The 26,601-nt window shown below is 30.9% G+C and carries 24 protein-coding genes; 13 read left to right on the top strand and 11 right to left on the bottom strand.

Annotated elements, in window-relative coordinates:
* Nucleotides 1-157 precede the first annotated feature (157 nt).
* Entirely contained in the window at nt 158-364 is a 207-nt protein-coding gene (locus ETU08_RS08005; protein WP_146262506.1) for a hypothetical protein, read from the top strand.
* 18 nt (nt 365-382) lie between these two features.
* Here the strand turns inward: ETU08_RS08005 and ETU08_RS08000 are convergent, their stop codons facing one another.
* Both ETU08_RS08000 and ETU08_RS07995 read right to left on the bottom strand, forming a co-directional pair.
* Nucleotides 383-2,848, bottom strand: coding sequence for a TonB-dependent receptor (locus ETU08_RS08000; protein ID WP_260391076.1), 2,466 nt, complete (start codon nt 2,846-2,848; stop codon nt 383-385).
* The gene (locus ETU08_RS07995) at nt 2,835-4,493 is read right to left on the bottom strand and encodes a M23 family metallopeptidase (protein ID WP_146262505.1); all 1,659 of its coding nucleotides are present in this window, start codon (nt 4,491-4,493) and stop codon (nt 2,835-2,837) included. Before ETU08_RS07995 ends, ETU08_RS08000 begins: the two co-directional genes overlap by 14 nt.
* A gap of 269 nt (nt 4,494-4,762) precedes the next feature.
* Between ETU08_RS07995 and ETU08_RS07990 the strand changes: the two genes are divergently transcribed.
* The 3 genes from ETU08_RS07990 (at nt 4,763) to ETU08_RS07980 (ending at nt 7,410) form a co-directional block, all read left to right on the top strand.
* A complete protein-coding gene (locus tag ETU08_RS07990) occupies nt 4,763-5,449 on the top strand; it encodes a hypothetical protein (protein WP_146262504.1) in 687 nt (228 codons plus the stop codon).
* Between the two features lie 27 nt (nt 5,450-5,476).
* On the top strand, nt 5,477-6,787 hold the full coding sequence (locus ETU08_RS07985; RefSeq protein WP_146262503.1) for a M28 family metallopeptidase: 1,311 nt from the start codon (nt 5,477-5,479) through the stop codon (nt 6,785-6,787).
* Between the two features lie 194 nt (nt 6,788-6,981).
* Nucleotides 6,982-7,410 carry a hypothetical protein gene (locus ETU08_RS07980; RefSeq protein ID WP_146262502.1) on the top strand — a complete coding sequence of 143 codons (429 nt, stop codon included), beginning with the start codon at nt 6,982-6,984 and terminating at the stop codon, nt 7,408-7,410.
* Nucleotides 7,411-7,467: 57 nt separating this feature from the next.
* Here ETU08_RS07980 and ETU08_RS07975 read toward each other — a convergent pair whose 3' ends face one another.
* Nucleotides 7,468-8,391: a bifunctional riboflavin kinase/FAD synthetase gene (locus ETU08_RS07975; protein ID WP_260391075.1), complete on the bottom strand. Its 924-nt coding sequence runs from the start codon at nt 8,389-8,391 to the stop codon at nt 7,468-7,470.
* A gap of 126 nt (nt 8,392-8,517) precedes the next feature.
* Here ETU08_RS07975 and atpD point away from each other — a divergent pair, with 126 nt between their 5' ends.
* Nucleotides 8,518-10,035: a F0F1 ATP synthase subunit beta gene (gene atpD / locus ETU08_RS07970; RefSeq protein ID WP_146262501.1), complete on the top strand. Its 1,518-nt coding sequence runs from the start codon at nt 8,518-8,520 to the stop codon at nt 10,033-10,035.
* A 16-nt stretch (nt 10,036-10,051) separates the two neighbouring features.
* A complete protein-coding gene (locus ETU08_RS07965; RefSeq protein ID WP_146262500.1) occupies nt 10,052-10,318 on the top strand; it encodes a FoF1 ATP synthase subunit delta/epsilon in 267 nt (88 codons plus the stop codon).
* Between the two features lie 58 nt (nt 10,319-10,376).
* Here the strand turns inward: ETU08_RS07965 and trmB are convergent, their stop codons facing one another.
* From trmB to pepT, 5 genes are all read right to left on the bottom strand, one after another.
* Nucleotides 10,377-11,048 carry a tRNA (guanosine(46)-N7)-methyltransferase TrmB gene (gene trmB / locus ETU08_RS07960; protein ID WP_146262499.1) on the bottom strand — a complete coding sequence of 224 codons (672 nt, stop codon included), beginning with the start codon at nt 11,046-11,048 and terminating at the stop codon, nt 10,377-10,379.
* 117 nt (nt 11,049-11,165) lie between these two features.
* Nucleotides 11,166-12,155 (bottom strand): alcohol dehydrogenase catalytic domain-containing protein, encoded by a 990-nt coding sequence (locus ETU08_RS07955; RefSeq protein WP_146262498.1) that lies wholly within the window; start codon nt 12,153-12,155, stop codon nt 11,166-11,168.
* Between the two features lie 4 nt (nt 12,156-12,159).
* A complete protein-coding gene (locus ETU08_RS07950; RefSeq protein ID WP_146262497.1) occupies nt 12,160-13,350 on the bottom strand; it encodes a glycoside hydrolase family 10-like protein in 1,191 nt (396 codons plus the stop codon).
* Between the two features lie 95 nt (nt 13,351-13,445).
* Nucleotides 13,446-14,849, bottom strand: coding sequence for a dipeptidase (locus ETU08_RS07945; RefSeq protein ID WP_146262496.1), 1,404 nt, complete (start codon nt 14,847-14,849; stop codon nt 13,446-13,448).
* Between the two features lie 26 nt (nt 14,850-14,875).
* The gene (gene pepT / locus ETU08_RS07940) at nt 14,876-16,153 is read right to left on the bottom strand and encodes a peptidase T (protein WP_146262495.1); all 1,278 of its coding nucleotides are present in this window, start codon (nt 16,151-16,153) and stop codon (nt 14,876-14,878) included.
* Nucleotides 16,154-16,359: 206 nt separating this feature from the next.
* Here pepT and ETU08_RS07935 point away from each other — a divergent pair, with 206 nt between their 5' ends.
* A complete protein-coding gene (locus ETU08_RS07935) occupies nt 16,360-16,929 on the top strand; it encodes a hypothetical protein (protein WP_146262494.1) in 570 nt (189 codons plus the stop codon).
* Nucleotides 16,930-16,951: 22 nt separating this feature from the next.
* On the opposite strand, the gene namA is transcribed toward ETU08_RS07935, so the two are convergent.
* Complete coding sequence (namA, locus tag ETU08_RS07930) at nt 16,952-18,019, bottom strand: NADPH dehydrogenase NamA (protein ID WP_146262493.1); 1,068 nt, start codon at nt 18,017-18,019, stop codon at nt 16,952-16,954.
* A 187-nt stretch (nt 18,020-18,206) separates the two neighbouring features.
* Here namA and ETU08_RS07925 point away from each other — a divergent pair, with 187 nt between their 5' ends.
* The 6 genes from ETU08_RS07925 (at nt 18,207) to ETU08_RS07900 (ending at nt 25,388) form a co-directional block, all read left to right on the top strand.
* Nucleotides 18,207-19,586: a TolC family protein gene (locus ETU08_RS07925; RefSeq protein ID WP_146262492.1), complete on the top strand. Its 1,380-nt coding sequence runs from the start codon at nt 18,207-18,209 to the stop codon at nt 19,584-19,586.
* 8 nt (nt 19,587-19,594) lie between these two features.
* Nucleotides 19,595-20,587 carry an HlyD family secretion protein gene (locus ETU08_RS07920; RefSeq protein ID WP_146262491.1) on the top strand — a complete coding sequence of 331 codons (993 nt, stop codon included), beginning with the start codon at nt 19,595-19,597 and terminating at the stop codon, nt 20,585-20,587.
* Between the two features lie 5 nt (nt 20,588-20,592).
* Nucleotides 20,593-21,759, top strand: a complete 1,167-nt coding sequence (locus tag ETU08_RS07915; RefSeq protein ID WP_146262539.1) for an ABC transporter permease — start codon at nt 20,593-20,595, stop codon at nt 21,757-21,759.
* A complete protein-coding gene (locus ETU08_RS07910; protein ID WP_146262490.1) occupies nt 21,752-22,942 on the top strand; it encodes an ABC transporter permease in 1,191 nt (396 codons plus the stop codon). The genes ETU08_RS07915 and ETU08_RS07910 overlap by 8 nt, the downstream gene beginning before the upstream one ends.
* A 147-nt stretch (nt 22,943-23,089) precedes the next feature.
* Nucleotides 23,090-24,682, top strand: coding sequence for a phosphoenolpyruvate carboxykinase (ATP) (pckA, locus tag ETU08_RS07905; protein WP_146262489.1), 1,593 nt, complete (start codon nt 23,090-23,092; stop codon nt 24,680-24,682).
* A 127-nt stretch (nt 24,683-24,809) separates the two neighbouring features.
* Nucleotides 24,810-25,388 (top strand): DJ-1/PfpI family protein, encoded by a 579-nt coding sequence (locus ETU08_RS07900; RefSeq protein ID WP_146262488.1) that lies wholly within the window; start codon nt 24,810-24,812, stop codon nt 25,386-25,388.
* A 145-nt stretch (nt 25,389-25,533) separates the two neighbouring features.
* Here ETU08_RS07900 and ETU08_RS07895 read toward each other — a convergent pair whose 3' ends face one another.
* Nucleotides 25,534-26,325 carry an ATP-grasp domain-containing protein gene (locus ETU08_RS07895; RefSeq protein ID WP_260391074.1) on the bottom strand — a complete coding sequence of 264 codons (792 nt, stop codon included), beginning with the start codon at nt 26,323-26,325 and terminating at the stop codon, nt 25,534-25,536.
* 75 nt (nt 26,326-26,400) lie between these two features.
* On the bottom strand, nt 26,401-26,592 hold the full coding sequence (locus ETU08_RS12050) for a hypothetical protein (protein ID WP_260391073.1): 192 nt from the start codon (nt 26,590-26,592) through the stop codon (nt 26,401-26,403).
* Between the last annotated feature and the right edge of the window lie 9 nt (nt 26,593-26,601).

Raw genomic sequence — 26,601 nt, 5'->3', positions numbered from 1 at the left:
AGTGACTATAGTATTACAAATAAAATAGTTTTAACTTTATTATCTATTTTAATTATTAGTTTAATTATTGGATATTTAGCTACCAATCAAAAGCCCTTGTATAGATTTGATACAATCTCTAAATTATCAACTTATAAAAAAAAATTATAGTTTAGAGATGTTTAAGAACAACAATTACCAAATTGTTGTTAGAGATAACCATTATCAATGCTATTACAAAGGGAAATATGTAATAGAAAATAATATTTTAAAACTTCAAAACTTAAATGATGCTATAAATACTGATAGACAAGTCTCTAATAAATACATTATAAACAATCAGCTAGATACTTTAAAACCTTTAATCAGGGCTATCCGTATTTAGTGCTTTTTCATGATTCCATTAAAATCTTGCGTTAAGTTTTAGGTTAAAAAATCGTCCAGTTAATTTATTTGGCACGGCATAGTATATAGTCTGGGGGCTATTAATATCTCTGATCCATTGGTTACTAATTGTATTTTTGATATCAAAAACATTAAAAATTTCTAACCCTATAGAAAAATCTTTAAATTTTTCCCAAGTTGAACCTTTTTTCGCTTTATTTAAAAATTGATCCACAAAAACGTAGGTTAAACCTATATCCGCCCGTTTATAGTCAGAAAGCTTGGTTTGGTATTGATAGGGATCGGTAAACAAGGGAGCACCGTTGGGTAAACCTGAAGCGTAGACTAAATTAACGCTGGCTTTTAACTGCGGATAAATTTTCATATAATCTTGGAAAAATAATCCTAACTTTAATCGTGGATCTGTAGGGCGGGGTATATAACCTCTTCCATCAATATTTTCTTCAGTTCTTCCGTAAGAAATGGAAAACCAAGATTCTGCCCCTGGCACAAATTCACCATTTAGTCTTGCATCAATACCATAGGCGTATCCTTTGGAATTATTTTCACCGGTATAAATTACTCTTACGTTATCTATAAAATAAGGAATAAGATTGTCCATTTTTTTATAGTAAATTTCTGTAGTTAGTTTAAAGGGACGATTCTTGAACATTTTAAACTCAAAATCATTCCCTACAATAAAATGTAAGGAACGTTGAGATTTAATATTTTTATTTAAAGTTCCGTCTAAACGCATAGCTTCTTTATAAAAAGGAGGTTGATAATAAAAGCCTGTTGCGAAGCGAAAAAGCATATCTAGATTCCAAGAAGGTTTAATAGCTATTTGTGCCCGTGGGCTTAGGTTAGTTTCTCCGTTAAAATCCCAATAAGTACCTCTTATCCCTGTATTGATTAATACACGTGTATCATCTTTTAATAAAAATTTAGTGGTGTATTGTAAATATCCGGTAATTCTATTTGCTTTTAAATGGTTGTTAGAAGTTGTGTGATAGTTTAGTACTAAATCTGAATTATCTATTTCCCCTGGTGGAAAGAATTTTCTGGGAATTGAATAGCCTAATGAATCTAGTACTTGCCATTCATTTTTTAAATTTCTTGTGTCTTCTCTTTGGTATTGAATACCTGCTTCAAGATTTGAGTTTAAGGAAATTTTATACTTAGTTTTGAGGTGTAAGCCAGCCACGAGCAAATCTAAATTATTTCTTCCATGGTCTACCTGTCCACCAATTCCAAATGTAGGAATGGAGCTTCCGGTTTCGGTATCATTTTCGTATAAACGATAGGCAGAAGTAATATCAAAAGATTCTTTTTCTTTAGAATGAAAAGCATAAGTATCCAGATTAAATGCCCATTTTGCATTAGGGTTAAATTGCAATGCTAATGTACCATTCATCGTTTGGTATTTATCTTTTTCATCTCCTTGATAGGTTACATTCAGATGAATTGGATTATTTAGAGTACCAAACTCTACTTCTCTAGATTTAGGTTCCATTTTAAAGTGGTTAGAAGAGTAGTTTCCTAAGAAAGACAATTTCCAAAGGGAAGAAATTTTATATTGTACAAAGGTTTGAACATCAAAATACTCGGGATTGAAATTTGTATCTCCGTCAAAGGTATTTAATATTAAGTTGGTATTTCTATATCTAGCACCTACTATACCGGTGAGCTTTTGTTTATTTTGGTCTTTATTGTCAACAAAACCCAAAGTTATACCCCCACCTAATAAACTAGCTTCCAGAGAGGTTTCAAATTTTTTAGGAAGCTTATAAGTAATATCTAAAACGCTAGACATTTTATCTCCGTATCTGGATTCAAATCCGCCGGCAGAAAAATTTATCGTAGACACCATATTGGGGTTTATAATGCTCATACCTTCCTGTTGTCCGCTTCTTAATGTTAATGGTCGGTAGATTTCTACTCCGTTAATGTATACTAAATTTTCATCATAATTTCCACCTCTAACTCTATAATTAGAACTTAATTCGCTAGCGGTACTCACTGCAAAAGTGTTTAGCAAACCTTCAACACCAGAGCCTAAACTTGGCATATAATTTAGATGGGAGACATCTAGCTCAACAGAAGTTAAATCTGAAGGTTGTTTTTTACCAACAAATATTACCGGTTCTAAAGATGAATGATATTCTATTTTATCGTTATTTACTAAAGAGGCAAGTGAAAAATTTTGAGTTAAGTTAATACTAGTTGACTCTATAATTTTTTCAACAGGTTCAAAATTATTTTTTTGAATGGAAATAGTAAAACTTCTATCTTTCGGAATAGCTATAGAATATAAGCCGAGGCTATCCGAATATTGTATGGTTGAATCTGTAATTGATATTTTTGCCCCTATTAAAGGTTTTCCTTCTTTATCTATAATTTTACCAGACAATGTTATGGATTGGCTCCATAAACAAACTGTAATTATAGAGAAACAAAGGGTTAGTTTTTTTTTAAAGCTTCTCAAAATTATTTTTGTAAATTTTTAAATTGTTCGCCTCATCCATTACTCTAACTTCAACTTCATGAAATCCTTTATCAATTCCTTCTTTTGATAAGTCTGGAATGAATAAACTGTTCTGTTTATATTCATATTCAGCCAATATCCATTTACCATCAATCCATACATCATAGCTTTTAATTCCTGATTCTGCATCTTTAATGATAAAACTTAGTTTTTTTCCAACTTGCTTAGATTTAGTTAACATTGGAGAAGTAATCGTTGGCGGTATATCATCTAAAACCAAAGAAAATTCTCCTAAGTCTTTAGGGAATGCAGTGAAAAATCCATTTTTATAGGTGGTTGGCAAGTATTGCTTTTTCGCTGGACCATAGTTGGATTGTCTAAAAATTACATAATGCTCGGCTTTATTCTTATCTAAAGTAGACCAATTAGGTTTTATAATTAATTCAAAAGCTTTATGTAAAGGTACAGATGAATTATGGATTTTGAATTTATTGATTTCTAAAGGTTGAAAATCAAAATCAATATTTTCATAAAAGGAACCTTGATTAAATTTAATATGAATACCATTCTCTTTGATTTCTAATGGTTTTAGAATTTCAACAACATATTTTCCTTGAACAGGTTTTGCAGAGGTGGTTATATTACCAATTCCTTGGACTGTAAATGATTTAGTAGTTGTATTTCCTGCAAAATCTCCAGCTACGAGTTTGATAGAATAATTTTTACCAGATTCTATTTCAACGATGCCCTTGTTTTTGGTTTGTTCATACATCTGTAAGGTATTTCCGGGAAGTAAGTAAGTCCTATAAATCCAACTATTTTTATTTAATCTTTCTTTATAGTCTATTGTTGCATTAATAGCTCTACTTTCATCAAAAGAATGTCTATTTGCTTTATATTCAGAAATAAGTTCATCGTTGACATAAGTCTTAATAAAATATATTCCATTTAGGTTATTAGATGCATTTTGTTTATCATAGGTTTTAATTCCAAAACCAATTTTCCCAACTGCTAAATAATTCCCGCCTTGTGAAACCATTATTTTTTCTTTGCTTCCATTCACAATTCCATCAATAGGATAGATCCATGTACCATTAATTTGTGGGGGAACATTATCTGCTATATCAAACCCAAATAAAAAGGGATTTAAAATTTCTTCAGTTTTAGTATCTCGAACTTCAAAATGCAAATGAGGCCCCCCGGAACCTCCTGTGTTTCCAGTAAGAGCAATTAGATCACCTTCAGTAACCGGTAGTTCATTCGGTTTTAAATATAAGTCAATAGAATAATTTTGTTTTTTATACTGTTCCTCTCTAGCTTTTGTGTTGATATCCCCTATGAGTTCACTTAAATGCCCATAAACGGTAGTATATCCATTGGGATGATCTATATAAACAGCTTTGCCATATCCATAAGGCGAAATTTTTATTCTTGAAACATAACCATCTTTAGGCGCTAAAACTTTTAAACCAATTCTTTGTTGGGTTCTAATGTCTATACCAGCATGAAAGTGATTGTTTCTTAATTCACCGAAATTTCCAGATAGTGAGATAGGAATTTGAACGGGAGATCTAAAATCTTTAGGAAAATCTTGTGAAATTAACAGTTTTGAAAGAAAAAAAGTAATTAGAGCAATTTTTTTCATTAAATTTTTAATTGATTTAAAAATCAAAAGTAGTAAAAACAAAAAAAAAAAAATAATAATTATTAATAGAAAATTCACATATATTTATATCAATATAATTTAGTTGTTTTCTATATGTATATTAATTGAGCTAAATATGAATATCATTTTATTTAATAGGTGAATTTTTTGTGTATTGAAGTGGTTGTTTGGGTTATTTAATATTAAATTACACTTATTATATTTGCACGAATTAAATAAATATTTTAAACTTAAAATTATTAAATAAAATGAAATCAAAAAACTTTAAAATATTAATATTTTTCTTTATTATTTTAACTAATATAAAAGCGCAAGTAGGTATTAATACAGATCAACCTTTGGCAAATTTAGACGTTCAAGGTAATTTAGAAATACCAGAAGTAAGATTAAACATTAAAGATAGGAGAACAAAAGAATATACACAAATCGATTATTCTAAGGGGGTTAATGTTATGATTGATCCTAATGGGTATTTATATAAAGCCAACAGTACTGGGGGGATTTATTATACTACCTTTGACCAACAAATTTTAATTCCTGTTAATTCTAAAAATGCATTCCCAATTGTATCTTTGTCTGATAAATATGCTATTGCAAGATTCACATTTAGTACCAACATATCTCTAGCAGCTCAAAGTCAAGCAACCTTATTTGGTACTATAGCCTTTGGTAACGCTTCTGGCTTTGTTCTTTCAAATTTAGCTTCAGGAGCGAATGATTTAACTCAGGTAGGAGCTCCAAATATTAGATATTCAGCGGATAAAATGCAAGTGACTATTGATTTTCCTCAAGCAAATGTAATAACATCTAATGTGGGTTTAATTTTTAAATATAATAATGCTACTGGAGAAATAACTGTGGAACCTACAGACTCTAATCCAAAAACAAATATTGTTGTTAATATATTGGAATCCTTAAGAACTAGAGTTTTATAAAAAAGTTATATTTTTATAAAAAAAATTGTGAGAATTTTAAATATACTATGTTTAATAATTTTAATAAGTTTTAATTCAGCTCTATATTCTCAAACTCCTAAAGAATATGCTTTGCAAGTAATAAATAAACTGACCTCTCCTGAATTTTCAGGTAGAGGTTATGTCGATGATGGAATGAAAAAAGCTGCGAATGAAATTGTCAATCAGTTTGAAAAAATTGGAGTATTAAAATTAGGGGATAGCTATTTTCAAACATTTACTTATCCAGTAAATATTATTGAAGATTGCTCATTGAAAATAAATGATAAACAACTTACGCTAGGGATTGATTATTTGGTAGGTTCAGGGTCTCCCTCCTTAAAGGGTACGTTTAAACCATTACCATTTAATACTGCAGTAATTGATAGTTTGTTTGAATGGGGAGATCGTTCATACTTTGATCTTGAGATGCAAAGATTGAACCATAAACCGGTCGTTTTTCCTGATGTTCGGTTCATTGAAAATTTGAGTACAAGAGAAAATACGGCTAATCAATTTTATAGAGAAATACCACAATTAATTAGTAATGGAGAATTAGAGGAAATTAATATTCCTTTGGCAATTGAACAAACATCCTCAAGATTTATTCATTCGTTAAGTCCAGTTCAAACCTCAACTGTAAATTTATTTATTAATAGTCAATCGGTTCCAGAAAATATTGATGAAGTTGATATTGATTTAAAAACAAATTTTGATCCTAAATTTGAATCTCAAAATTTGGTAGGATATATTCCTGGAGAGCGTTCAGATAGTTTAGTGGTTTTAACTGCTCACTATGATCATTTAGGTAAAATTGGTAATACTATTTTTCCGGGAGCAAATGATAATGCTAGTGGTATTGCATTTCTATTATCTATGGCTAAGATATACACTAAAGAGAAACCAAAATTCACCACTTTTTTTATAGCTTTTGGAGGGGAAGAAGCAGGTTTAAAAGGATCACAATACTTTGTAGCACATCCACTGATTGACCTAAATAAAATTAAATTTCTAATAAATTTTGATATGGTCGGAACAGGAGAAGAAGGTATACAAGTAGTAAATGGTAAAGAATTTCCTAAACAATTTAATCTTTTAGAATCTATCAATTATAAATATAATTACTTAAAAGAAGTTAAAACTAGAGGGAGTGCGTGCAATAGCGATCATTGTCCTTTCTATAATAAACAGGTACCCTCTTTTTATATCTATACTTTAGGAGGAAAAAGTGGGTATCATGATATTTATGATAATTCTGTTTCCTTGTATGGTTATAACCAATTAATTGCCTTAATTCGTAAATTTTTAGATAATTTATAATTTAGGAGGCTAAACATTTTTTTATAAGATTTAGTGTTTTAAAACTAATTTCATGAATTCTAGCATTTTAGATGGTAGGGGATTATATAATTGTACGCTAAACATTCTTTTCTACTTTATTCATACAAATACTAAGATAAACTTATGGCATAGTTTTAGTTTATACTATTAATTCATGTTAAATATTAAAATTTATGAAAAAATTATTAGTTTCTGTTTTTGTATTTTTATTTACATCTGCAGCGTTATTTTCACAAAAGTCTAATTCACAAATTGGAAGAGAGTACGGTGAAAAATATAGACAAATAGGACAAGATCGATCTTTATCAGGATATGAAAAAGGTCAAAGAAAAAAGCAATTATCTTTAAAGAAGAAACAAGAAATGATTAGAAATAATCAAAACCATAACCATAATAATCATGGTGTTACTTCTAATTCCAATGAAAAAGAAAGACTTGAAAAAAAAATAGATAGATTGGAAGAAAAATATGATAGAGAAAAAAAGAATATTGAGAATAATTATAATTTAAGTAAATCCGAAAAAAAGAGTAGAAAAAAGCTTTTAGAAAAAAAATACAAAGCCGAAAAGGAGATTCTTAAAAAACGTAAAGATGATTTGTAAAATTAATTGTATAAAAAAAGTCCATTTTAATCAAATGGACTTTTTTATATGTAATATCTAAAGATTAAAGAACTTAATTGTCTCCATTTTATCAATGCTTAATCTATTTTTAAGTTCTTCTAAGGATGAAAATTTTATTTCATTTCGCACTCTTTCATAGAAAGAGACTTCAATTATTTTACCATATATATCCTGATCAAAATTTAGAATATGAACCTCAACTTGTTTTTTTACACCATTAACTGTTGGTCGCATTCCTATATTCATCATTCCATAAAATTGATTGTTATCAATTTTAACCTTTACAAAATAAACCCCATGGGTTGGATGTATTTTGTGAGGATCAATTTCTAAATTAGCAGTAGGGAATCCTAATGTTCTCCCTATTTTATCCCCCTCAATAACTTTTCCGGATAATATAAACGGATATCCTAGCCATTCATTTGCCTCTGAAATAGAACCTTTCAAAAGCTTGTTTCTAATTTTAGTAGAACTAATAATTTCTTGATTTTCACTTACAGCAGGCAATTGGTATAGTTTAAAACCTAATTTTTTAGATTGGATTTTTAAATTTTCATAATTTAATTCTCTATTTTTCCCAAAGTGTTGGTCGTACCCAATAACCAATGCAAGTATATTTAGTTGATTAACCAAAATGTTTTGAATAAACTCTTCGGAGGATAATTGACTAAATTCTTTTGAAAACTCTTGTATAAATAGATAGTCTACAGAAAATTTTTCAAAAAGACTAATTTTTTCATCTAAAATTGTTAGTAAACGAAAGTCTGCTTCAGGATTTAATACCAAACGGGGGTGCGGAGAAAAAGTCATAACTGCAGTTTTACCTTTTTCTTCTTTGGCAATATTCTTTATGTAATTTAAAACTGATTGATGCCCCAAATGAACCCCATCAAACATACCTAAAGTAAAAACAAGTTTTTCATTTTTTGGTATGTTATAATTTCCCCTATATATTTCCACTAGTACTTTTACAAACAAATTCGTTGCAAAAGTATGATAATTTTTATTTTTTTTAAAAGCTCGTTAGAATAAAATATTATATTTGCAAATAAACAAGAAAACTATATTTATTGAATTTTGTAATATATGGCAACTCAAAAAAAAGGTAAAATATCCCAAGTGATCGGCCCAGTTATAGATGTTATTTTTGATGAGGTAGAACAATTACCCAACATCTATGATGCTATAGAGGTAGTAAGAGATAATGAGGAGGGGAATTTAGTGTTGGAAGTAGAACAGCATATTGGTCAAGATACAGTAAGATGTATAGCCATGGATGCAACCGATGGATTATCTAGAGGTCAGGAAGTTATAAGTACTGAAAAACCTATTACTATGCCTATTGGTGAGGAAGTAAATGGAAGATTGTTTAATGTTATTGGAAAAGCAATTGATGGTATTGGGGAAGTTTCTAAAGCAAGTGAATTGCCTATTCATAGATCAGCACCAAAATTTGAAGATTTATCTACTTCTGCCGAAGTACTTTATACCGGTATTAAAGTAATTGATTTAATTGAACCTTATTCAAAAGGAGGTAAAATTGGATTGTTTGGTGGTGCAGGAGTTGGAAAAACTGTATTAATTCAAGAATTAATCAATAATATAGCCAAAGGACATGGTGGACTTTCTGTATTTGCAGGAGTTGGAGAGAGAACTCGTGAAGGGAATGACCTTCTTAGAGAAATGTTGGAATCTAAGATTATTTCTTATGGGGATGATTTCCTAAAATCTATGGAAGAAGGAGGATGGGATTTATCTAAGGTAAACCATGAGGCTTTAAAAACATCTAAAGTTGCCTTTGTATTTGGACAGATGAATGAACCACCGGGAGCTCGTGCTAGAGTTGCTCTTTCTGGTCTTACCTTGGCAGAATATTACAGAGACGGATTAGGAGAAGGAAAGGGTAGAGATGTTTTATTTTTTATAGACAATATTTTCCGTTTTACTCAAGCAGGTTCAGAGGTTTCAGCATTGTTGGGAAGGATGCCTTCAGCCGTGGGTTACCAACCTACTTTAGCTAGTGAAATGGGAGCTTTGCAAGAAAGGATTACATCCACTAAAAATGGGTCAATTACATCTGTTCAAGCGGTTTACGTTCCTGCAGATGACTTAACTGATCCAGCACCGGCAACTACATTTGCTTATCTAGATGCAACTACTGTATTAGATAGAAAAATTGCTTCCTTAGGTATTTATCCTGCGGTAGATCCTTTGCAATCTACTTCAAGAATACTTACTCCTGAAATATTAGGAGAAGAACATTATAATTGCGCCCAAAGTGTAAAAGAAATTTTACAAAGATATAAAGGACTTCAAGATATTATTGCCATCTTAGGTATGGAAGAATTAAGTGAAGAAGATAAATTAGTGGTTCACAGAGCGAGACGAGTACAAAGATTCTTATCTCAACCTTTCCATGTGGCAGAACAGTTTACTGGTACGCCTGGGGTTTTAGTAGATATTAAAGATACTATTAAAGGATTTAATATGATCATTAATGGAGAATTAGATCAATACCCAGAAGCGGCGTTTAACTTAAAAGGAACTATAGAGGAAGTTATTGAACACGGTGAAAAAATGTTAGCAGAATTTAATAATAAATAATCTTTAAATTAAATTCATGAAATTACAAATTTTAACTCCTGAGGAAATTGTATTTGATGGCGAAGTAACCTCATTAGTTTTGCCTGGATCTAAAGGTGAATTCCAAATGTTGAAAGACCACGCCGGAATTGTATCAACTTTAGAAAAAGGAAAAATAAAACTTAAAGATCCTGTATCTTCATTAAATGATCACTTAGAAGAGGAGGGAGATTACAAGGTTTACAATATAGATGGAGGAATACTAGAATTTAATAAAAATAAAGGTATTATTTTTTGTCATTAAATAAAATAATAAATAAAAAAGAAGGGAATATAAAATTTTATATTCCCTTCTTTTATTACTAAAATTTAAAATTTAAGTATGTTATTGGTTTTCCTTCCCCTAAAAATAATTTTTCGTAGTGAGTTTTTATATCTCTAACATAAGAAGGTAATTCATATTCTGGTGCACCATAAATATCATGATGGGAAGAAATAATATTTAAACCCAATCCATGAATCAGTCCATTCGCATATCCATGAAGAAATTCGCTATCTGTTTTTAGATGAATATTTCCATCTGAAGACATAATATTTTTATATTTTTTTAGAAACTCCTCATTAATCAATCGATGTTTTGTTCTTTTATATTTTATTTGAGGATCAGGAAAGGTTATCCAGATTTCACTTACTTCGTTAGGGGAAAAAGCATGTTCGATAAGTTCGATTTGCGTACGCAAGAAACCTACGTTTGTAATACCATTTTCTAGAGCAGTTTTAGCCCCTCGCCAGAAACGAGCGCCTTTAATATCAATACCTAAAAAATTTTTATTAGGGAAAAATTTAGCTAAACCTACTGAATATTCCCCTTTTCCACAACCCAATTCTAATACAATTGGATTAGAATTTTTAAAAAAAAGCTTATTCCAATTACCTTTATAAGAGAAGTTATTAACTATTTCATCTCTAGTTGGTTGAATGACATTAGTAAATGTTTTAGTTTCTGCAAACTTCCGAAGCTTATCTTTTCCCATTTTAATTTATTAGAATTACAAAAGTAAATATAATTCAGATGAATTTAATAAATAAGAATTTTGAAAGTTTGTTAGAATTTTTGATCATAATATTTATAAATTATTCCTTTAGTTCAACTAAATTTTTACAATATATTTTAACTCTGAATTATTTTTTTTCATTTCCATTAAATGCTCTGGAAGATCATCGAAAGAGCTTAATTTATAATTTCTTAATTTATATTTACCACTTCCTATTTGATTTAATAAATGTTCAGCATCCATCATTAATTCAATGACTTGTTTTTCTGATGCGAATTGATGGTAGGCGCCTAAGGCTATTTCATGAAGAGAAATACAAGTGGTAAAGGCAGATAGTAAATTTTCTTTAATTCTGCCTTGAATGGAAATTATATGGCCGTTATAACCAATTAAATTAAGTAGTTCCTTGGTATTACTATTATTCGTGGTATCAAAAATTACATCGAAAAGATTACCATTTAAAGATTCACTCATAATATCCTTCCAACTAGGATCTCTGTAGTCTAAGGTTTTAATCACACCCATATTTAGAAACTCTTGATGATGTTTTTCTGAAGAGGTTAGAAACACTCTAGCACCTTTTTCTAGCAGAAGCTGAGTTAGAAAATACCCTACAGATCCTCCTGCTCCGTTTACGAAAACGTATTTATTTTTTATCTCAGGAATTTTTTTTAAAGATTGCCAAGCAGTAAGAGCAGGGCAGGGGAAAGAGGCTGCAATGATATCACTAACTTTTTCAGGAATATATATCATTCTCTTGCCATTCACAATTGTATGAGTGGAAAAACTACCATTTTTTGTTAAATCTGCATGATAACAAACTCTGCTTCCCACTCGTAAATGATTCATGTTTTTACCTGTCTTTATAATTATACCTGCTCCATCCACGCCGGGGATTATTCCTGTTTTCCAACTTGGATGTTCGCCACCTATTAATTTCCAATCGACAGGATTTAATCCAATATAATGGTTTTGAACGATAACCTCATCGTCTTTAAGATCTTCAATGATGAAGTCTTTTAAAGATAGTTCATTAGGTTCTCCTTTTCTTTTCCATTCCCAAGCTTTGGCTGTGAATTTCAGCATATAATTATTTTACTAGTTTACTATTAACCTTTTCTGAGAAAGGTCCTGAAGTTAATTGATTTATGATATCTTTGGGGTTCTCTAAAAGAGATTTGTAACTAAAAAATATATTTCCTTTAATCGAAGAGAATTCTTTGTTCATATTAATTTGCTCGATTAATTCATTTTCTAGTTTCCAATTTTTAACTCGATATACCCCCAAACCTATATATAAATCGGTATTATTATTTTTAGCCGCTTCATTCCACCATTCAACCAAGGTTGTATAATCGGCAGAAGAATTTCCTCTATGCCAGTACAATTGTGGCGCTACATAGTCTATCCAACCCTTTTCCATCCAATATAGTACATCAGCATATAAATCGTCGTAGTTTTGTAAAGCTCTAGTTTCAGAACCTCTAGGATCACTTTTTTTATTTCTCCATACGCCAAATGGACTGATTCCAAATTCTAAATTTTTATTTTCAGCTTTAATTTTATCATGCAATTTTTTCACTAAATTATTAATATTGGCTCTTCTCCAATCCTCTTTGCTTGCATAGGTAATTCCATATTTAGCATATTCTTTATAATCTGGATATTCCAAAGTACCAATTTTATAAGGATAAAAGTAATCATCCAAATGTATACCGTCTACATTATAATTTTTAACCACTTCCATAATTCCATCTACCACATAATCAGTAACTTCAGGTATACCTGGATTTAAAAGTAGTTGGTTTCCATATTTAACCACCCAATCTTTATGTTTGAAGGCAATATTATCTGGAGATAAAGTTTCCCAATTGGCACTTCCAAGAGTTAAACGATAGGGGTTAAACCAAGCATGAACTTCAATATTTCGTTTATGTGCTTCTTCAATTATGAATTCTAAAGGATCATAGCCGGGATCGCCGCCTTGTTTTCCTGTTAAATATTTTGACCACGGGCTTAGTTTGGATTTATACAATGCGTCGGCAGTAGGTTTAACTTGAATAATTATTGCATTCATATTCCATTTTTCAACGTTGTCTAATATGGAAATAAATTCTTCTTTTTGACGGTTGGTAGATAATCCTGACTGGGAGGGCCAATCAATGTTTAAAACACTGGCAATCCATACAGCTCTTAATTCTCTGTTTTGCTTTTGTGCAAAAGAAAAGTTTACAATTGTAATAAGAAATACTAAGATAAAATTTATCTTTATTTTTTTCATTGAAAAACAGTTTATAAAATTTATAACGAAAAAGTTAAGATTAAATTTTTAAATCATAGGTTAAAATATCAGAAGTAGCTAGATAAAATCTATTTTCACCCATGGGATTTATCATTTTTCATCTGTTGGTAGTATTTATAAAAGTAAGGGATGACTTCAATGCCTTTATAAAAATTAAATATTCCATAATGCTCGTTGGGTGAATGGATCGCATCTGTATCTAGTCCAAAGCCTAGCAATACAGACTTTACTTTTAATACATCTTCCATTAAAGAAATTATAGGAATACTTCCTCCAGTTCTATAAGGCAAAGTTTCAAGATTAAAACCTTTTTCCATTGCCTTTTTTGCAGCTTTATAACCTATATGTTCAGAGGGTAGAACATAGGCTTTTCCACCTTGAAAAGAAGTAACATTTACAGTAACATTAGGCGGGGCTATTTTTTTTAAATGCTGAATAAATAATTGAGAAATTTTGTCAGGATCTTGATTGGGGACTAGCCTCATAGAGATTTTTGCATATGCTTTGGATGGTATAATCGTTTTAGCACCTTCGCCCGTGTATCCTCCCCAAATTCCATTAATATCTAAAGTAGGTCTTATGGAAGTTCTTTCCAAAGTATTATATCCGTTTTCACCATCCAGTCCTTTAATCCCTATCGAATTTTTAAAAATCTCCTCATCAAAAGGAATTTTATTTAATTCTTCTCGATCTTTATTTGATAGTTCATCAACTTGATCATAAAACCCAGGAATTGTTATTTTACCTTCGGAATCTATTAATGATGCAATCATCTTAGATAAAATATATATAGGATTTGGAACAGCGCCACCATACAAACCAGAATGTAAATCTCGGTCTGCTCCTTGTATTTCCACTTCTAAGTAACAGAGACCACGTAATCCGGTGGTGATTGTCGGAACTTTTAGCGAAAAGAGATGAGTATCTGAAACTAAAATAACGTCACATGAAAATTTATCTTTATTATTTTTTATAAACTCTCCTAAATTAGGAGAACCAATTTCTTCTTCACCTTCAATGAGGAGTTTTACATTGCAAGGAAGAGAAGATGTTTTTATCAAGGATTCAAGAGCTTTTAAATGCATAAAAACTTGTCCTTTATCATCTGCTGAACCTCTTGCAAAAATTGCACCTTCAGGATGAATATTGTTTTTTTTAATAATGGGTTGAAACGGATCATTTTCCCATAAATTTAAAGGATCTGGAGGTTGAACATCGTAATGTCCGTACACTAGAACTGTGGGCAGGTCTTTTGGAATTATTTTTTCTCCATAAACAATAGGATTTCCATTGGTAGAACAAATTTCAACGTTGTCTAATCCTGAAAGTACACAATTGTCAGAAATTGCATTTGCGCATTTAATAATTTCTTTGGAATAATTGGAATCAGCACTAATAGAAGGAATTTTAAGTATTTCTAAGAGTTCATTTAAAAATCGATCTTTATTTTTTTTCTGGAATTCATATACTTTGTCCATGTTCGATGTGTATAAAATATCTTTTATTATGAAATTAATTTTTGGGCAGATGGAAACTTACCGATGTTTTTAGCTATACTTATGATAACTTCTGTAGCTTTAACCATGGATTCAACAGGTATAAATTCGTAAGGACCATGAAAATTTAATCCTCCGGCGAAAATATTTGGACATGGAAGTCCTTTATAGGAGAGTTGTGCACCATCGGTTCCTCCTCTTATTGGTTTTATTTTGGGTTTAACTCCTACTTCTTGCATGGCATTTTTAGCTAAATCTATAATAAACATACATTTTTCAATTTTTTCTTTCATATTGAAATATTGATCAACGATTTCAATGGTGAAAGTTTCTTTTCCATACTTAGAGTTAAAATCTTCTATAAGTTTTAATAAAATTTTCTTACGATTGTTATATAGATTAAGATCATGGTCTCTTATAATGTATTGTAAAAAAGAACTTTCCACGTTCCCTTGTATCTGTGTTAGATGAAAGAAACCTTCGTAACCCGAAGTAAGAGAAGGTATTTCTTCTTTAGGAAGTGCTTGATTAAATTCAGAGGCTAATAATCCAGCATTGATCATTTTATTTTTGGCATAACCGGGATGAACGCTTTTTCCATTTATATGAATGGATACACTACCTGCATTGAAATTTTCAAATTCCAATTCTCCAATTTCACCTCCATCCATAGTATATGCCCATTGTGCTCCAAACTTTTTTACATCAAATAAATCAGCGCCTTTACCCACTTCTTCATCAGGGGTAAATCCAATTGAGATTTTACCGTGTTCTATTTCTGGATGATTGATTAAATATTCCATAGCTGTAACAATTTCTGCAATTCCTGCTTTATCGTCAGCTCCTAATAAAGTGCTACCATCCGTAGTTATTAATGTTTGTCCAATATAATCTTTAAGTTCAGGAAAATCTTTAACCCTTAAATAAAATTTGGTTTCTTCATTTAAAAGAAGATCATTTCCTTCATAATTATTCCAAATTATGGGTTTTACATTTTCTCCTGAAAAATCTGGGGAAGTGTCGTAGTGTGCAATAAAACCTATCGTAGGTAAATCTATTTTAGAGGTAGCAGGAAGACTTGCCATGATATATCCGTTTTCATCTAAAGTTACTTCCGTTAAACCTATATTTATCAATTCGTTAAAAATAAAGTTTGCAATTTTCCATTGTCTTTCTGTGCTAGGTATTTTATTAACATCTTCTTTACTTGTAGAATGAAAGCTAACATACTTTAAAAAGCGAGTTTGAATTTTATTTTGCCATTCGGCGTCCAAGAATGTAAACATTTTGAAATTGTAATAGATTTTATAAATTCAAAGTTAATTAAAATTGATTCAATCTATGGTAGTTAATGAATATGTATATTCAGGGGGGGATCAATAATACAATTCATTTTAGTATAGCTTATAAAAAGATGAAAAACTAGCTTTTATGAATATTAAATAAAAGAGGTATTATTGTAATTAAATAAATAAGTACATTTGGAAAAAAAGTGAAGTTTAAAGATAAATTAATTTATGTAGTAATTTTTATAGTGCTTATTGGAAATATTCCATTGAAGGCTAATATTAACTATGAAAAATTAGATAGAAAAGTAATAAATTTAAATAAGCAAAACTTTCCATCGGATTGCAGTTCTTATAAAGAGGAAGACAGAAAAATAGTTATAGCTACATATAGAACATCCTTAAATATAATCCAATTTAGAAAAAATAAATTAGGAGATATTTATGTATATTCTTTATTTCCAAATCAAGAAAAATTATTATTAATTATCAATAATCAATCAGATCCGTTAAATTTAACTAATGATGAGAAGTATTATTTTTTCATTTACAATCTAATATTTATAAAATCAGAAATTTTATTAACCTTTGGAAGTCTTAAAGGTCAAGAGTTTGAAATTTTCATAGATAAAGAATTGCAGGCGAAAGCAATATATACAGGAAAACCTGAAAACTTTATTAAAGTTTATTTAAAAAACAATAACTCACCAGTAAAAACCTTTCAGGATTTTGAAGAGCTCTATAAATCACAATTTTTAGTATTATTATATAAATAAGTTCCAAAGAAAAATTTAACTTTTAAAATACAATTTTTGCTCTTTCATATGGAGGTGGTATTAAAGGATTAATCCCCAATATTGATGCAGCTTCCATAGGAAAGTATGGGTTTCTTAACAATTCTCTACCTAAAAGTATAAAATCTGCTTCGTTATTTTCTAAAATTTCTTCCGCTTGAATAGCATTTGTTATTAAGCCTACAGCACCAGTAATTATTCCAGTCTCTTTCTTAATATTTTTAGCGTAAGGAACTTGATAATTGGGTTGTACAGGTATTTTGGCGTTTACCAATCCGCCCGTAGAAACGTCTATCACATCTACACCCATATTTTTTAATAGAATGGACAATTGAATTGAATCTTCGTTTGACCAGCCTTCTTCTATCCAATCCGTAGCAGAAATTCTTACCCATAAAGATACCTTCTTTGATAAAACATTTTTTACTTCAGAAATAATTTCTAAAAGAAATCGAATTCTATTATTAAAATTTCCTCCGTAATCATCCGTTCTTTTATTGGATAGAGGAGATAGAAATTGATGTATTAAATACCCATGCGCCGCATGAATTTCAACTATATCATATCCAATTTTATCTGCTCTATGAGCGGCCTCTTTAAATTCCTGAATTATTTTATTTATTCCTTGTATTGTCAATTCCTTAGGTATATCTGAATCGGAATTAAATGGAATGGGGGAAGGGGCGACACTTTCCCAATAATTATTATTTAGTTTTAAATTTTCTTTAGGATTCCAAGGAACAGGCGTGCTAGCTTTTCGCCCGGCATGAGATAATTGAATCCCTGCTAAACAGTTTTGTTTATGAAGAAAATCAACAATTTTATTAAGATTATGCATATGTTCGTCTTTCCAAAGTCCTAAGTCTTTATATGAGATTCTGCCTTTAGGGCTAATTGCAGTTGCCTCTTGTATAATTGCGGAAACACCACCAACTGCTCTACTGCTATAATGCACAAAATGCCAATCATTTGCAAAACCGTCATCGGAAGAGTACTGGCACATGGGTGACATGACAATTCTATTCTTTAATGATATCTGATTTAAATTTAAGGGAGAAAGTAACTTAGGCATGATTTTTATGAATATAAAAAGTTAATAAATATTAATTTTTAGGTACTTTTACAAAGTATGTTTTTAGCTGTTATTATGATATTGATATAAAACTAGTAATAAATAATTAATTTAATAAATGTAAATATAGCATTTTTTTGGATTAAGAAACAAAAATAAGAATTTTAATTTAAAAAATAAATTAAGAATGATAAAAAGATCCTTATTATTTTTATCTTTAACATCTTTTCTTTTGCTACCTAGATTAGGCTTTTCTCAACTTTCGATGTTGACTTTTTCAGATGCTCAGAGCATTATGAACAATCATAATCATTTGATCAAAGCTGTAGAGAAGAAAGAGGAGGTACATGAATTCGAATTAAAAGCGACCAAGGGTCTGCGATATCCAAAAATTGGGTTAAATGCTTCAGCCTTATATTTTGATAAAGGCATAAGTGCAAATTTAAACAATCTAAGAAATGGGGTAAGTGGGATCTTAAGTATACCTAATCCTAATTTATTAGGGGATTGGAATTTCAACCTTATGAAAAGAGACGTTCTATTTGGTGGAGCATATTTTTTATGGCCAGTTTTTACAGGTGGTAAAATTAATGCAGGGATAGAGGCTGCTAAAATAAATGCTCATATTGGAGAGAAAGAACTTATAAGTACAAAAAATCAGCTGATTACAGAATTAGCTCAACGCTACTTTCAAGTAAAATTAGCAGATGAGGCAGTGTTGGTAAGAAAACAGATATTGGAAGGCATGAATAGGCACCTTTACAATGCTAAAAAATTAGAAGATAATGGTATTATCGCACCGGTTGAAAGGTTACAGGCGGATGTAGCAGTAGCAGAAGCGGATAGGCAGTACAAGGCATCTTTAAAGGATGCTTCTTTGGCAAGAGTAGCACTTTCCAATACTTTAAATTCTGAAGAGGAAATAGGGGATTTAATTACAGATTTTTTTACAACTCCTTTCTTGCAACCTTTAGAATATTATCAAGAATCTGCAATTGCAAATTATCCGGAACTGCAAAAGGTTAGATTGCAAATAGAACTTGCAGAACAAGGCGTTAAAGCTAAAAAATCTAGTTATTATCCAACTGTACTAGCCTTAGGTCAAACAGTTTTAGTGCATAACACTCCTTTAGGATTTGGAGATAAAAATGACAAACCTTGGGTTTTAGGTGTTGGATTGACTTATCCGTTGTTTGAAGGACTTCAAAGTAAAAATGAAATTAGGGCGGCTAAAGCAACTAAAGAGAGCGCAGAACTTTACGAAAAAAAAGCGCATGCGGATATTAAAACAATGATCGAAAAAATTTATAATGATTTACAAAAACAAGAGGAACAAATACAAAGTTTTAATGTTCAGGTGAATCAAGCAGAAGAGCTTTTGCGAGCCAGATCTTTATCTTTTTCTGAAGGTTTAGCAACATCCCTAGATGTAGTGGATGCAGAAATGAATCTTTCAGGCATACTTTTACAAAAATTACAAGCAAGATATAATTATGTAATAGATTTAGCTTCTTTACTAGAATATAGTGGATTAAGTCAAGAATTTATACAATATATGAACCAATAAAAACTAGAATGAAAAAAAGTAAATACATAACTGCCATACTTAGTATAATAGTAATAGCTACTCTTATCGGAACATCCATTTGGTTTATGAGTGAACCAGAAGAAAGTTACATTCAAGGTCAAGCTGATGCCACTCAAATCAATGTTGCTCCTAAAATCCCCGGTAGATTGGAAGAAATTAAAGTGAAAGAAGGAGATCAAGTAAAAAAAGGTCAATTACTAGCAGTTCTTAGTACACCTGAGCTAAATGCTAAACTTATTCAGGCAAAAGCGGGGAGAGCAGCAGCTTTAGCCATGGATGAAAAAGCCAAAAAAGGGGCAAGAGCAGAACAAATTCAAGCAGCTTACAACGTATGGCAGCAAGCGAAAGCAGCTTCAGAGCTAGCTCAAAAGACCTACATGCGTATGCAAAATTTATATAATGAAAAAGTAGTATCCGCTCAGAAAAGAGATGAGGCCTATGCGCAAAGTTTAGCAACCAAAGACCAAGCTGATGCTGCACATTCAAATTATAAATTATTACTAAGTGGTGCAAGTGTAGAAGATAAAGAAGCGGCAGCTGCGAAACTGAATCAAGCTCAAGGAGCGGTAGATGAGGTAGAAGCTTATATTAAAGAAGCAGAATTGGTATCACCTGCCAATGCTGAAGTTTTAAAAATTATTCCCAATAGAGGAGAGTTAGTAAACACCGGATATACTATTATTAATTTGGTCGACTTGAACGATGTCTGGGTTGTATTTAATATAAAAGAAGATTTAATGCCTTATTTCCGTCAAGGAACAACCTTTGAAGCAAAAATCCCAGCATTAAACAATCAAATGGTTAAGTTGCAAGTGCAATATATAGCTGCTGAGGGAGATTTTGCTACTTGGAATGCTACCAAAACTCAAGGAGATTTTGATATGAAAACTTTTGAAATTAAAGCCTATCCTGTAGAACCCATTAAAGGTTTACGTCCAGGTATGACTGCTTTAGTCAATCAAAAATCTTTGAAAAAATAATGGAAATGTTTAAGGGCTTTTTATCAATTCTAAAACAAGAGTTTATTAGGTTATTTACTAGCCCTAGATTGTTATTATTCATATTTATAGTTCCTGTTGCAATATTCTTTTACTATTCTAAATTAATGTATTCGGGTGTACCTAGAGATTTACCCGTAGTATTGTGTGATCAAGATAATACACAAACATCCAGAAAAATAATAAGGATGTTTGATGCATCTCCAACTCTAAAATTTACAAGTACAGTAAATAATTATAAGGAAGGAGAAAAAAAAATTAAATCTGAAAACTCTTATGCTCTGATCGTAATACCTAGAGATTTTGAAAAAAAATTATTTAAAGGGAATTCTGTAAATGTCATATGCTATTACAATGGGCAATATATATTAGCTGGTAGTTTGATCAATAGTGCTTTTCAAACAGTTGCATCTACTTTTTCAGCTGGCGTTCATTTGCAAACTTTAAATAAAAAAGGTCAAATGCCCTCTCAAGCAATGGCTAATACTGTACCCATAAAAATTGATGAGCATATTCTTTTTAATCCCTATACGAATTATTCTTACTATTTAAATATAGCTTTAATGCCCATGGCATTACAAATAGTTATTATGGTGGTTAGCATATATGTTTTAGGAAATGTTTTAAAATATAATAATGGAAACCAACTATTAGAACAAGGTTGTCAAAATATATGGGTAGTGTATTGGGGGAAAATTTTGCCATATACCCTTGTTTTTACAATTATCGGTTTTTTTATGAACTCACTTCTATTTTATTATATAAAAATTCCATTGCAAGGCAGTTTTTTTGCTATAAACTTATTTTTTTTGTGTTTCATAGTAGTATGTCAGTTCATGTCAATATTTTTTGTTAGCATTTCAAAAGATCTAAGATCGGCATTAACTTTTGGCGGAGGTTTTGCAGCCCTATCTTTTTCTTTTACGGGCTATACATTTCCTGCTATGGGAATGCCTATAGTAGTACAATATATAAATTATATCTTCCCATTCACTTCCTATTTAAGATTAATCGTAGATTATGCTATAAGAGGCATATCATTCAACCATTTGGAACTAAACTATTACTTAGCATTTGGTATATTTATAATTATTGGCTTTTTATCCATTTATAAATATAGAATATTGCTAAAAAAAGGCGGATACCATGCTTAAAAAAATTTTTGAATACTTAGCAACTATCGGGAATAGTTTTACAACAGAATTAAAATTAATTTTTTCAGATTCAGCTGCCTACACAACCTATATAATAACGCCCCTGATTGTAGGATTTGTCTATACCTATGTATATTCTAACGAGATTATTACCAAAGTGCCTATAGCTGTGGTTGATCAGAACCAAAGCCAGCTTAGCCATAAAGTTATACGAATGTTAGATGCTTCACAACAAGTGGAAGTCACTCATAACTCTACTAGTATAGATCAAGCAAAAGAATTATATAATCAAGGAAAAATAGATGGTATACTATTTATTCCTAGTAATTTTTCCTCAAAAATACAACAAGGTCAAGTAGCAACTATTTCAGCCTATTACGACGCTTCTTATATGCTTTATTATAAGCAGATGAAAAAGGCAGTTGTTACAGCCGTGGGCACTTTAAGCGCGCAGGTAGAAGTAAGTAAACTTATGTCTTCCGGCTTAACCCAGACTGAAGCTACTGCTGTAAGAAGGTCTGTACAGCCAATATCCATATCATTATTCAATATAAATTCCGGATATGCCACATTTTTAATGCCTGTAGTTTTTATAATTGCTTTGCAATTAGTGCAATTAACAACCATAGGAGTATTGGGCGGAACACAAAGAGAAAAAGGGAATTTTGAGAAAACTTATCCTTTTATTTCAAAACCATTAGGTAGCTTGTTTATTGTTTTAGGTCGCTCAGGCGCTTATGCACTTATTTCTACTCTAATAATCATTTTGCAAATGGGATTAGTTGTACCCATATTTGATTTGCCTCATAGAGGCAATCCTTGGGAAGCAATACTATTTCTTTTGCCTTTTTTTCTCGCAGTTTGTTTTTTGGGTATATTTTTGACGAATTTGTTTAAAAAGAGGGAAGATGCTGTTATGGTTATTACTTTAAGTTCCATTCCGGCATTATTTTTATGCGGATTGTCTTGGCCCAAAGAATCTTTCCCCAAATGGATTGAAATAATTTCCATTTTTTCACCCTCTACCTTAGGTTCTAGAGGATTTATAGCTATAAACCAATACGGTGCAACATTATCAGAAATAAAACCTATTTGGTTTAATCTTTGGGGAGTTGCGTTGTTTTATTTTATACTGGCAGTCTTATCAATGAAAAGAATTTATTATTATTCAAAGAAAAGATAGATTTCATTGAAAACGTATGATATATATTGGTTAATAATTAGTTATAACTGAGTATTATCATAAGATATTGAGATAATTAAACAAAGTATTAATTGTAAATTCGTGATAGAAACGAATCAAAATTAATAAGAGTTTAAGCCAAAGATTATGGGACATTTAATTAAATCATTAGAAAAGCACGGTATAAAAGGTATAAAAGAAATTATACATAATCCTACTTATGAACAATTATTTCAAGCAGAAATAGATCCAATGAATCAAGGATTTGAAAAAGGTGAGGTTACCTCAACAGGAGCTATTTCTGTTAAAACGGGAGTATTTACGGGTAGGTCACCTAAAGATCGGTATATTGTAAAGGATGAAATAACTGAAGATACCATTTGGTGGGACGGAAATATAAATAGGCCCACAACCAACGAGATATATAAAGGTTTAAAAAAAATTGTTTCCGATCAACTTTCCAATAAAAAATTATATGTAGTTGATACTTTTTGTGGTACAAATAATGATACCCGAATGAAGGTTCGTTTTGTAATGGAAGTAGCATGGCAAGCACATTTCGTTACAAACATGTTTATACGTCCTTCTTTATACGAATTAGAAAATTACGGAGAACCAGATTTTATAGTAATGAATGGTTCTAAAGTAACTAACCCCCATTGGAAAGAACAAGGTTTAAATTCAGAAAATTTTGTAATGTTTAATCTTACAGAAAAAGTACAGATTATTGGTGGAACTTGGTATGGGGGAGAGATGAAGAAAGGTATGTTTTCTATGATGAATTATTATTTGCCTTTAAGAGGAATGGCTTCAATGCATTGTTCAGCAAACGTGGGCGAAGACGGAGATGTTGCTGTTTATTTTGGTTTATCAGGCACAGGAAAGACTACACTTTCCGCAGATCCTAAGAGATATTTAATTGGTGATGACGAACATGGTTGGGATGATAATGGTGTCTTTAACTATGAAGGTGGTTGTTATGCCAAAGTTATTGATTTGACAGAAGAAAAGGAGCCAGACATTTGGAGAGCGATAAGAAGAGATGCCTTGTTAGAAAATGTAGTGGTTAAACCAGATGGATCGGTAGATTATACTGATAAATCAATAACCGAAAATACTCGAGTATCTTACCCTATCTATTTTATTAACAAAATTGTATTGCCTTCTAAAGCCGGGCATGCTAAGAAAATTATATATTTATCTGCGGATGCATTTGGTGTATTGCCACCAGTTTCAATCTTAGATGAAGAACAAGCGCAATATCATTTCTTATGTGGTTATACTTCTAAACTTGCAGGAACAGAAAGAGGGATTACAGAACCTCAGCCGTCTTTTTCTCCAGCATTTGGGGAAGCCTTTCTATCTTTGCACCCTACCATGTATTCTAAAACCTTAGTTTCAAAAATGAAAAAGCATGGAGCCAAAGCATACTTAGTTAATACAGGATGGAATGGGACAGGAAAAAGAATTTCTTTAAAAGATACTAGAGCAATTATTGATGCAATAATAGACGGTTCCATTGAAAATGCTCCACAAGACAAAATTCCATATTTAAATTTGGTATTTCCTACTCAATTAGAACAAGTGTCAGATATTTTGGATCCTAGAACCAGCTATTCCAATGTTTCAGATTGGGAAGTTAAGGCTAAAGATTTAGCATCTAAATACATTAAGAATTTTGAACAATATACAGATACTGAAGATGGAAAGAAACTAGTTTCTGCCGGTCCTCAACTTTGATTTTAAATAAATTTTTAGAAGCCTGAATAAATTTATTCAGGCTTTTTTTATTATAATTTAATTACAAAAATATATTACCAGATAAAATTCACTAACTTAGTAAGAGTAACAGTTAAAAATTATTGTAATGAGTAAAAAAGTTTTAATTTTTGCAGGAGATTTTGTAGAAGATTACGAATTAATGGTTCCTTATCAAGCACTTTTATCTTTAGGAATTGAAGTGGATGTAATATGCCCAGGGAAAAAATCAGGGGAAACTATTGCCACTGCCATTCATGATTTTGTAGGATTTCAAACCTATCAAGAACTTAGAGGTCATAATTTTACAATAAATAAATCTTTTGATGAGGTTGATGTTCATTCCTACGATGGTTTATTTATTACCGGTGGAAGAGCTCCTGAGTACATTCGTTTGAATCCTAAAATTATTGAAATTACTCAGTATTTTTTTAAAGTGAATAAGCCTGTAGCTGCAATTTGTCATGGTATACAAGTACTAACAGCAGCGCAGGTTATAAAAGGCAGAACCCTTACTTGTTACGAAGCAGTTGCTCCTGATGTGGAATTATCCGGAGGAAATTATAAGAAGGTAGGGCCTTCAGAAACTGTTGTAGACGGGAATTTAGCAACCTCACCAGCATGGCCAGGCAATGTTAGTATTTTAAAAGAATTTTATAAAATGTTAGGAATTAACGTTTCATTTTAAATATAGAATTATTTTTAAAAAGATCTCCTTTAATTCTAAAGGAGATTTTTTGTTTATAAGAGTTTTTCTACTCAAATTTGTATATAGAAGTAAAACTTAAATTAATAATAAGATTCAAAATTTGATAATATTTAGCTTTTACTGATTACAACTTCCAATTTTGCCCTAACATATTAATTAACAGTTCAGAGTAGGACCAACCGATTTGTCTTGCAGCTAATGCAGAAAGACTATCTTGATCGAATCTATGAGGCCTAGATGCACCAGTCATATTAGGTTTCATATTTAAATCAAATAAATAATAATTTCCCTCATCGTTAGCTCTACAATCGATTCTTATGGGAGCTTTGGCTTGAACCAATTTAGCAGCTTTTTCACACCTATTCATTAATTGTTGAATTGATTTATTTGAGCGATCTTCATTATTTAGAACTTTACTATTATTTACCACTGCTACAGTACCGTTATAAGGCGCTATTCCATTTTCATGATTAAATCTATTTACGGGTGGTAAGCACCAAAAGTCAGAAAACGTTTTAATCTCATTTTTTAAAGGATAATTTCCCGGTGGCATTACGGTTATGGTTAGCTCGTTTCCAGATAGGTATTCTTCTAAGTATACAGAGGTTCCATAAACCTTTTTATCAAATATTAACTTCAAATTAATCAAAAGTTCTTCAAAATTATTTACTTTGGTAACCCCTTGGCTACCTCTACCTCTTATAGGCTTAATAACTATAGGAAAATTTAATTTTTTTAAATTTGAGTAATTTATATCATTACTAGAAATTAAAATTGAATGGGGAACAGGAAGATTATTTAATTTTAGTAATGCATTGGTTTGAAATTTATCGTCGTATTTTTCAACATTTTCAGGTATTTGACCAACCAAATTTACTCTGTGTAAGTATTTAACAATAGGATGATCCTTATACAAAACAGTATTTAACCATAATATATTAGCTCCTTTTTCAATAGCTTCATTAATTCCTTGTTCTGTATCAGGAAATACCTAATCGGTATCTAAATATAGATCAGGATTTTGAATAGGTGTTACAACGGATATTTGGGAAAGTTTTAAAGCGTAAGCTATATCAGCTCCACTATCAGAATATCCTCCTTTTTTCATCGGTTTTTGAATACCATGTATACAAGGTGGTTCATGGGCTTGATATAGAATAGCAACTTGCATTTGATTGGTCATATTAAAGAA

The organism is Apibacter muscae (genome assembly GCF_007845635.1).
Taxonomy (GTDB): Bacteria; Bacteroidota; Bacteroidia; order Flavobacteriales; family Weeksellaceae; genus Apibacter; species Apibacter muscae.
This window is presented reverse-complemented; position numbering and strand designations above follow the sequence as displayed.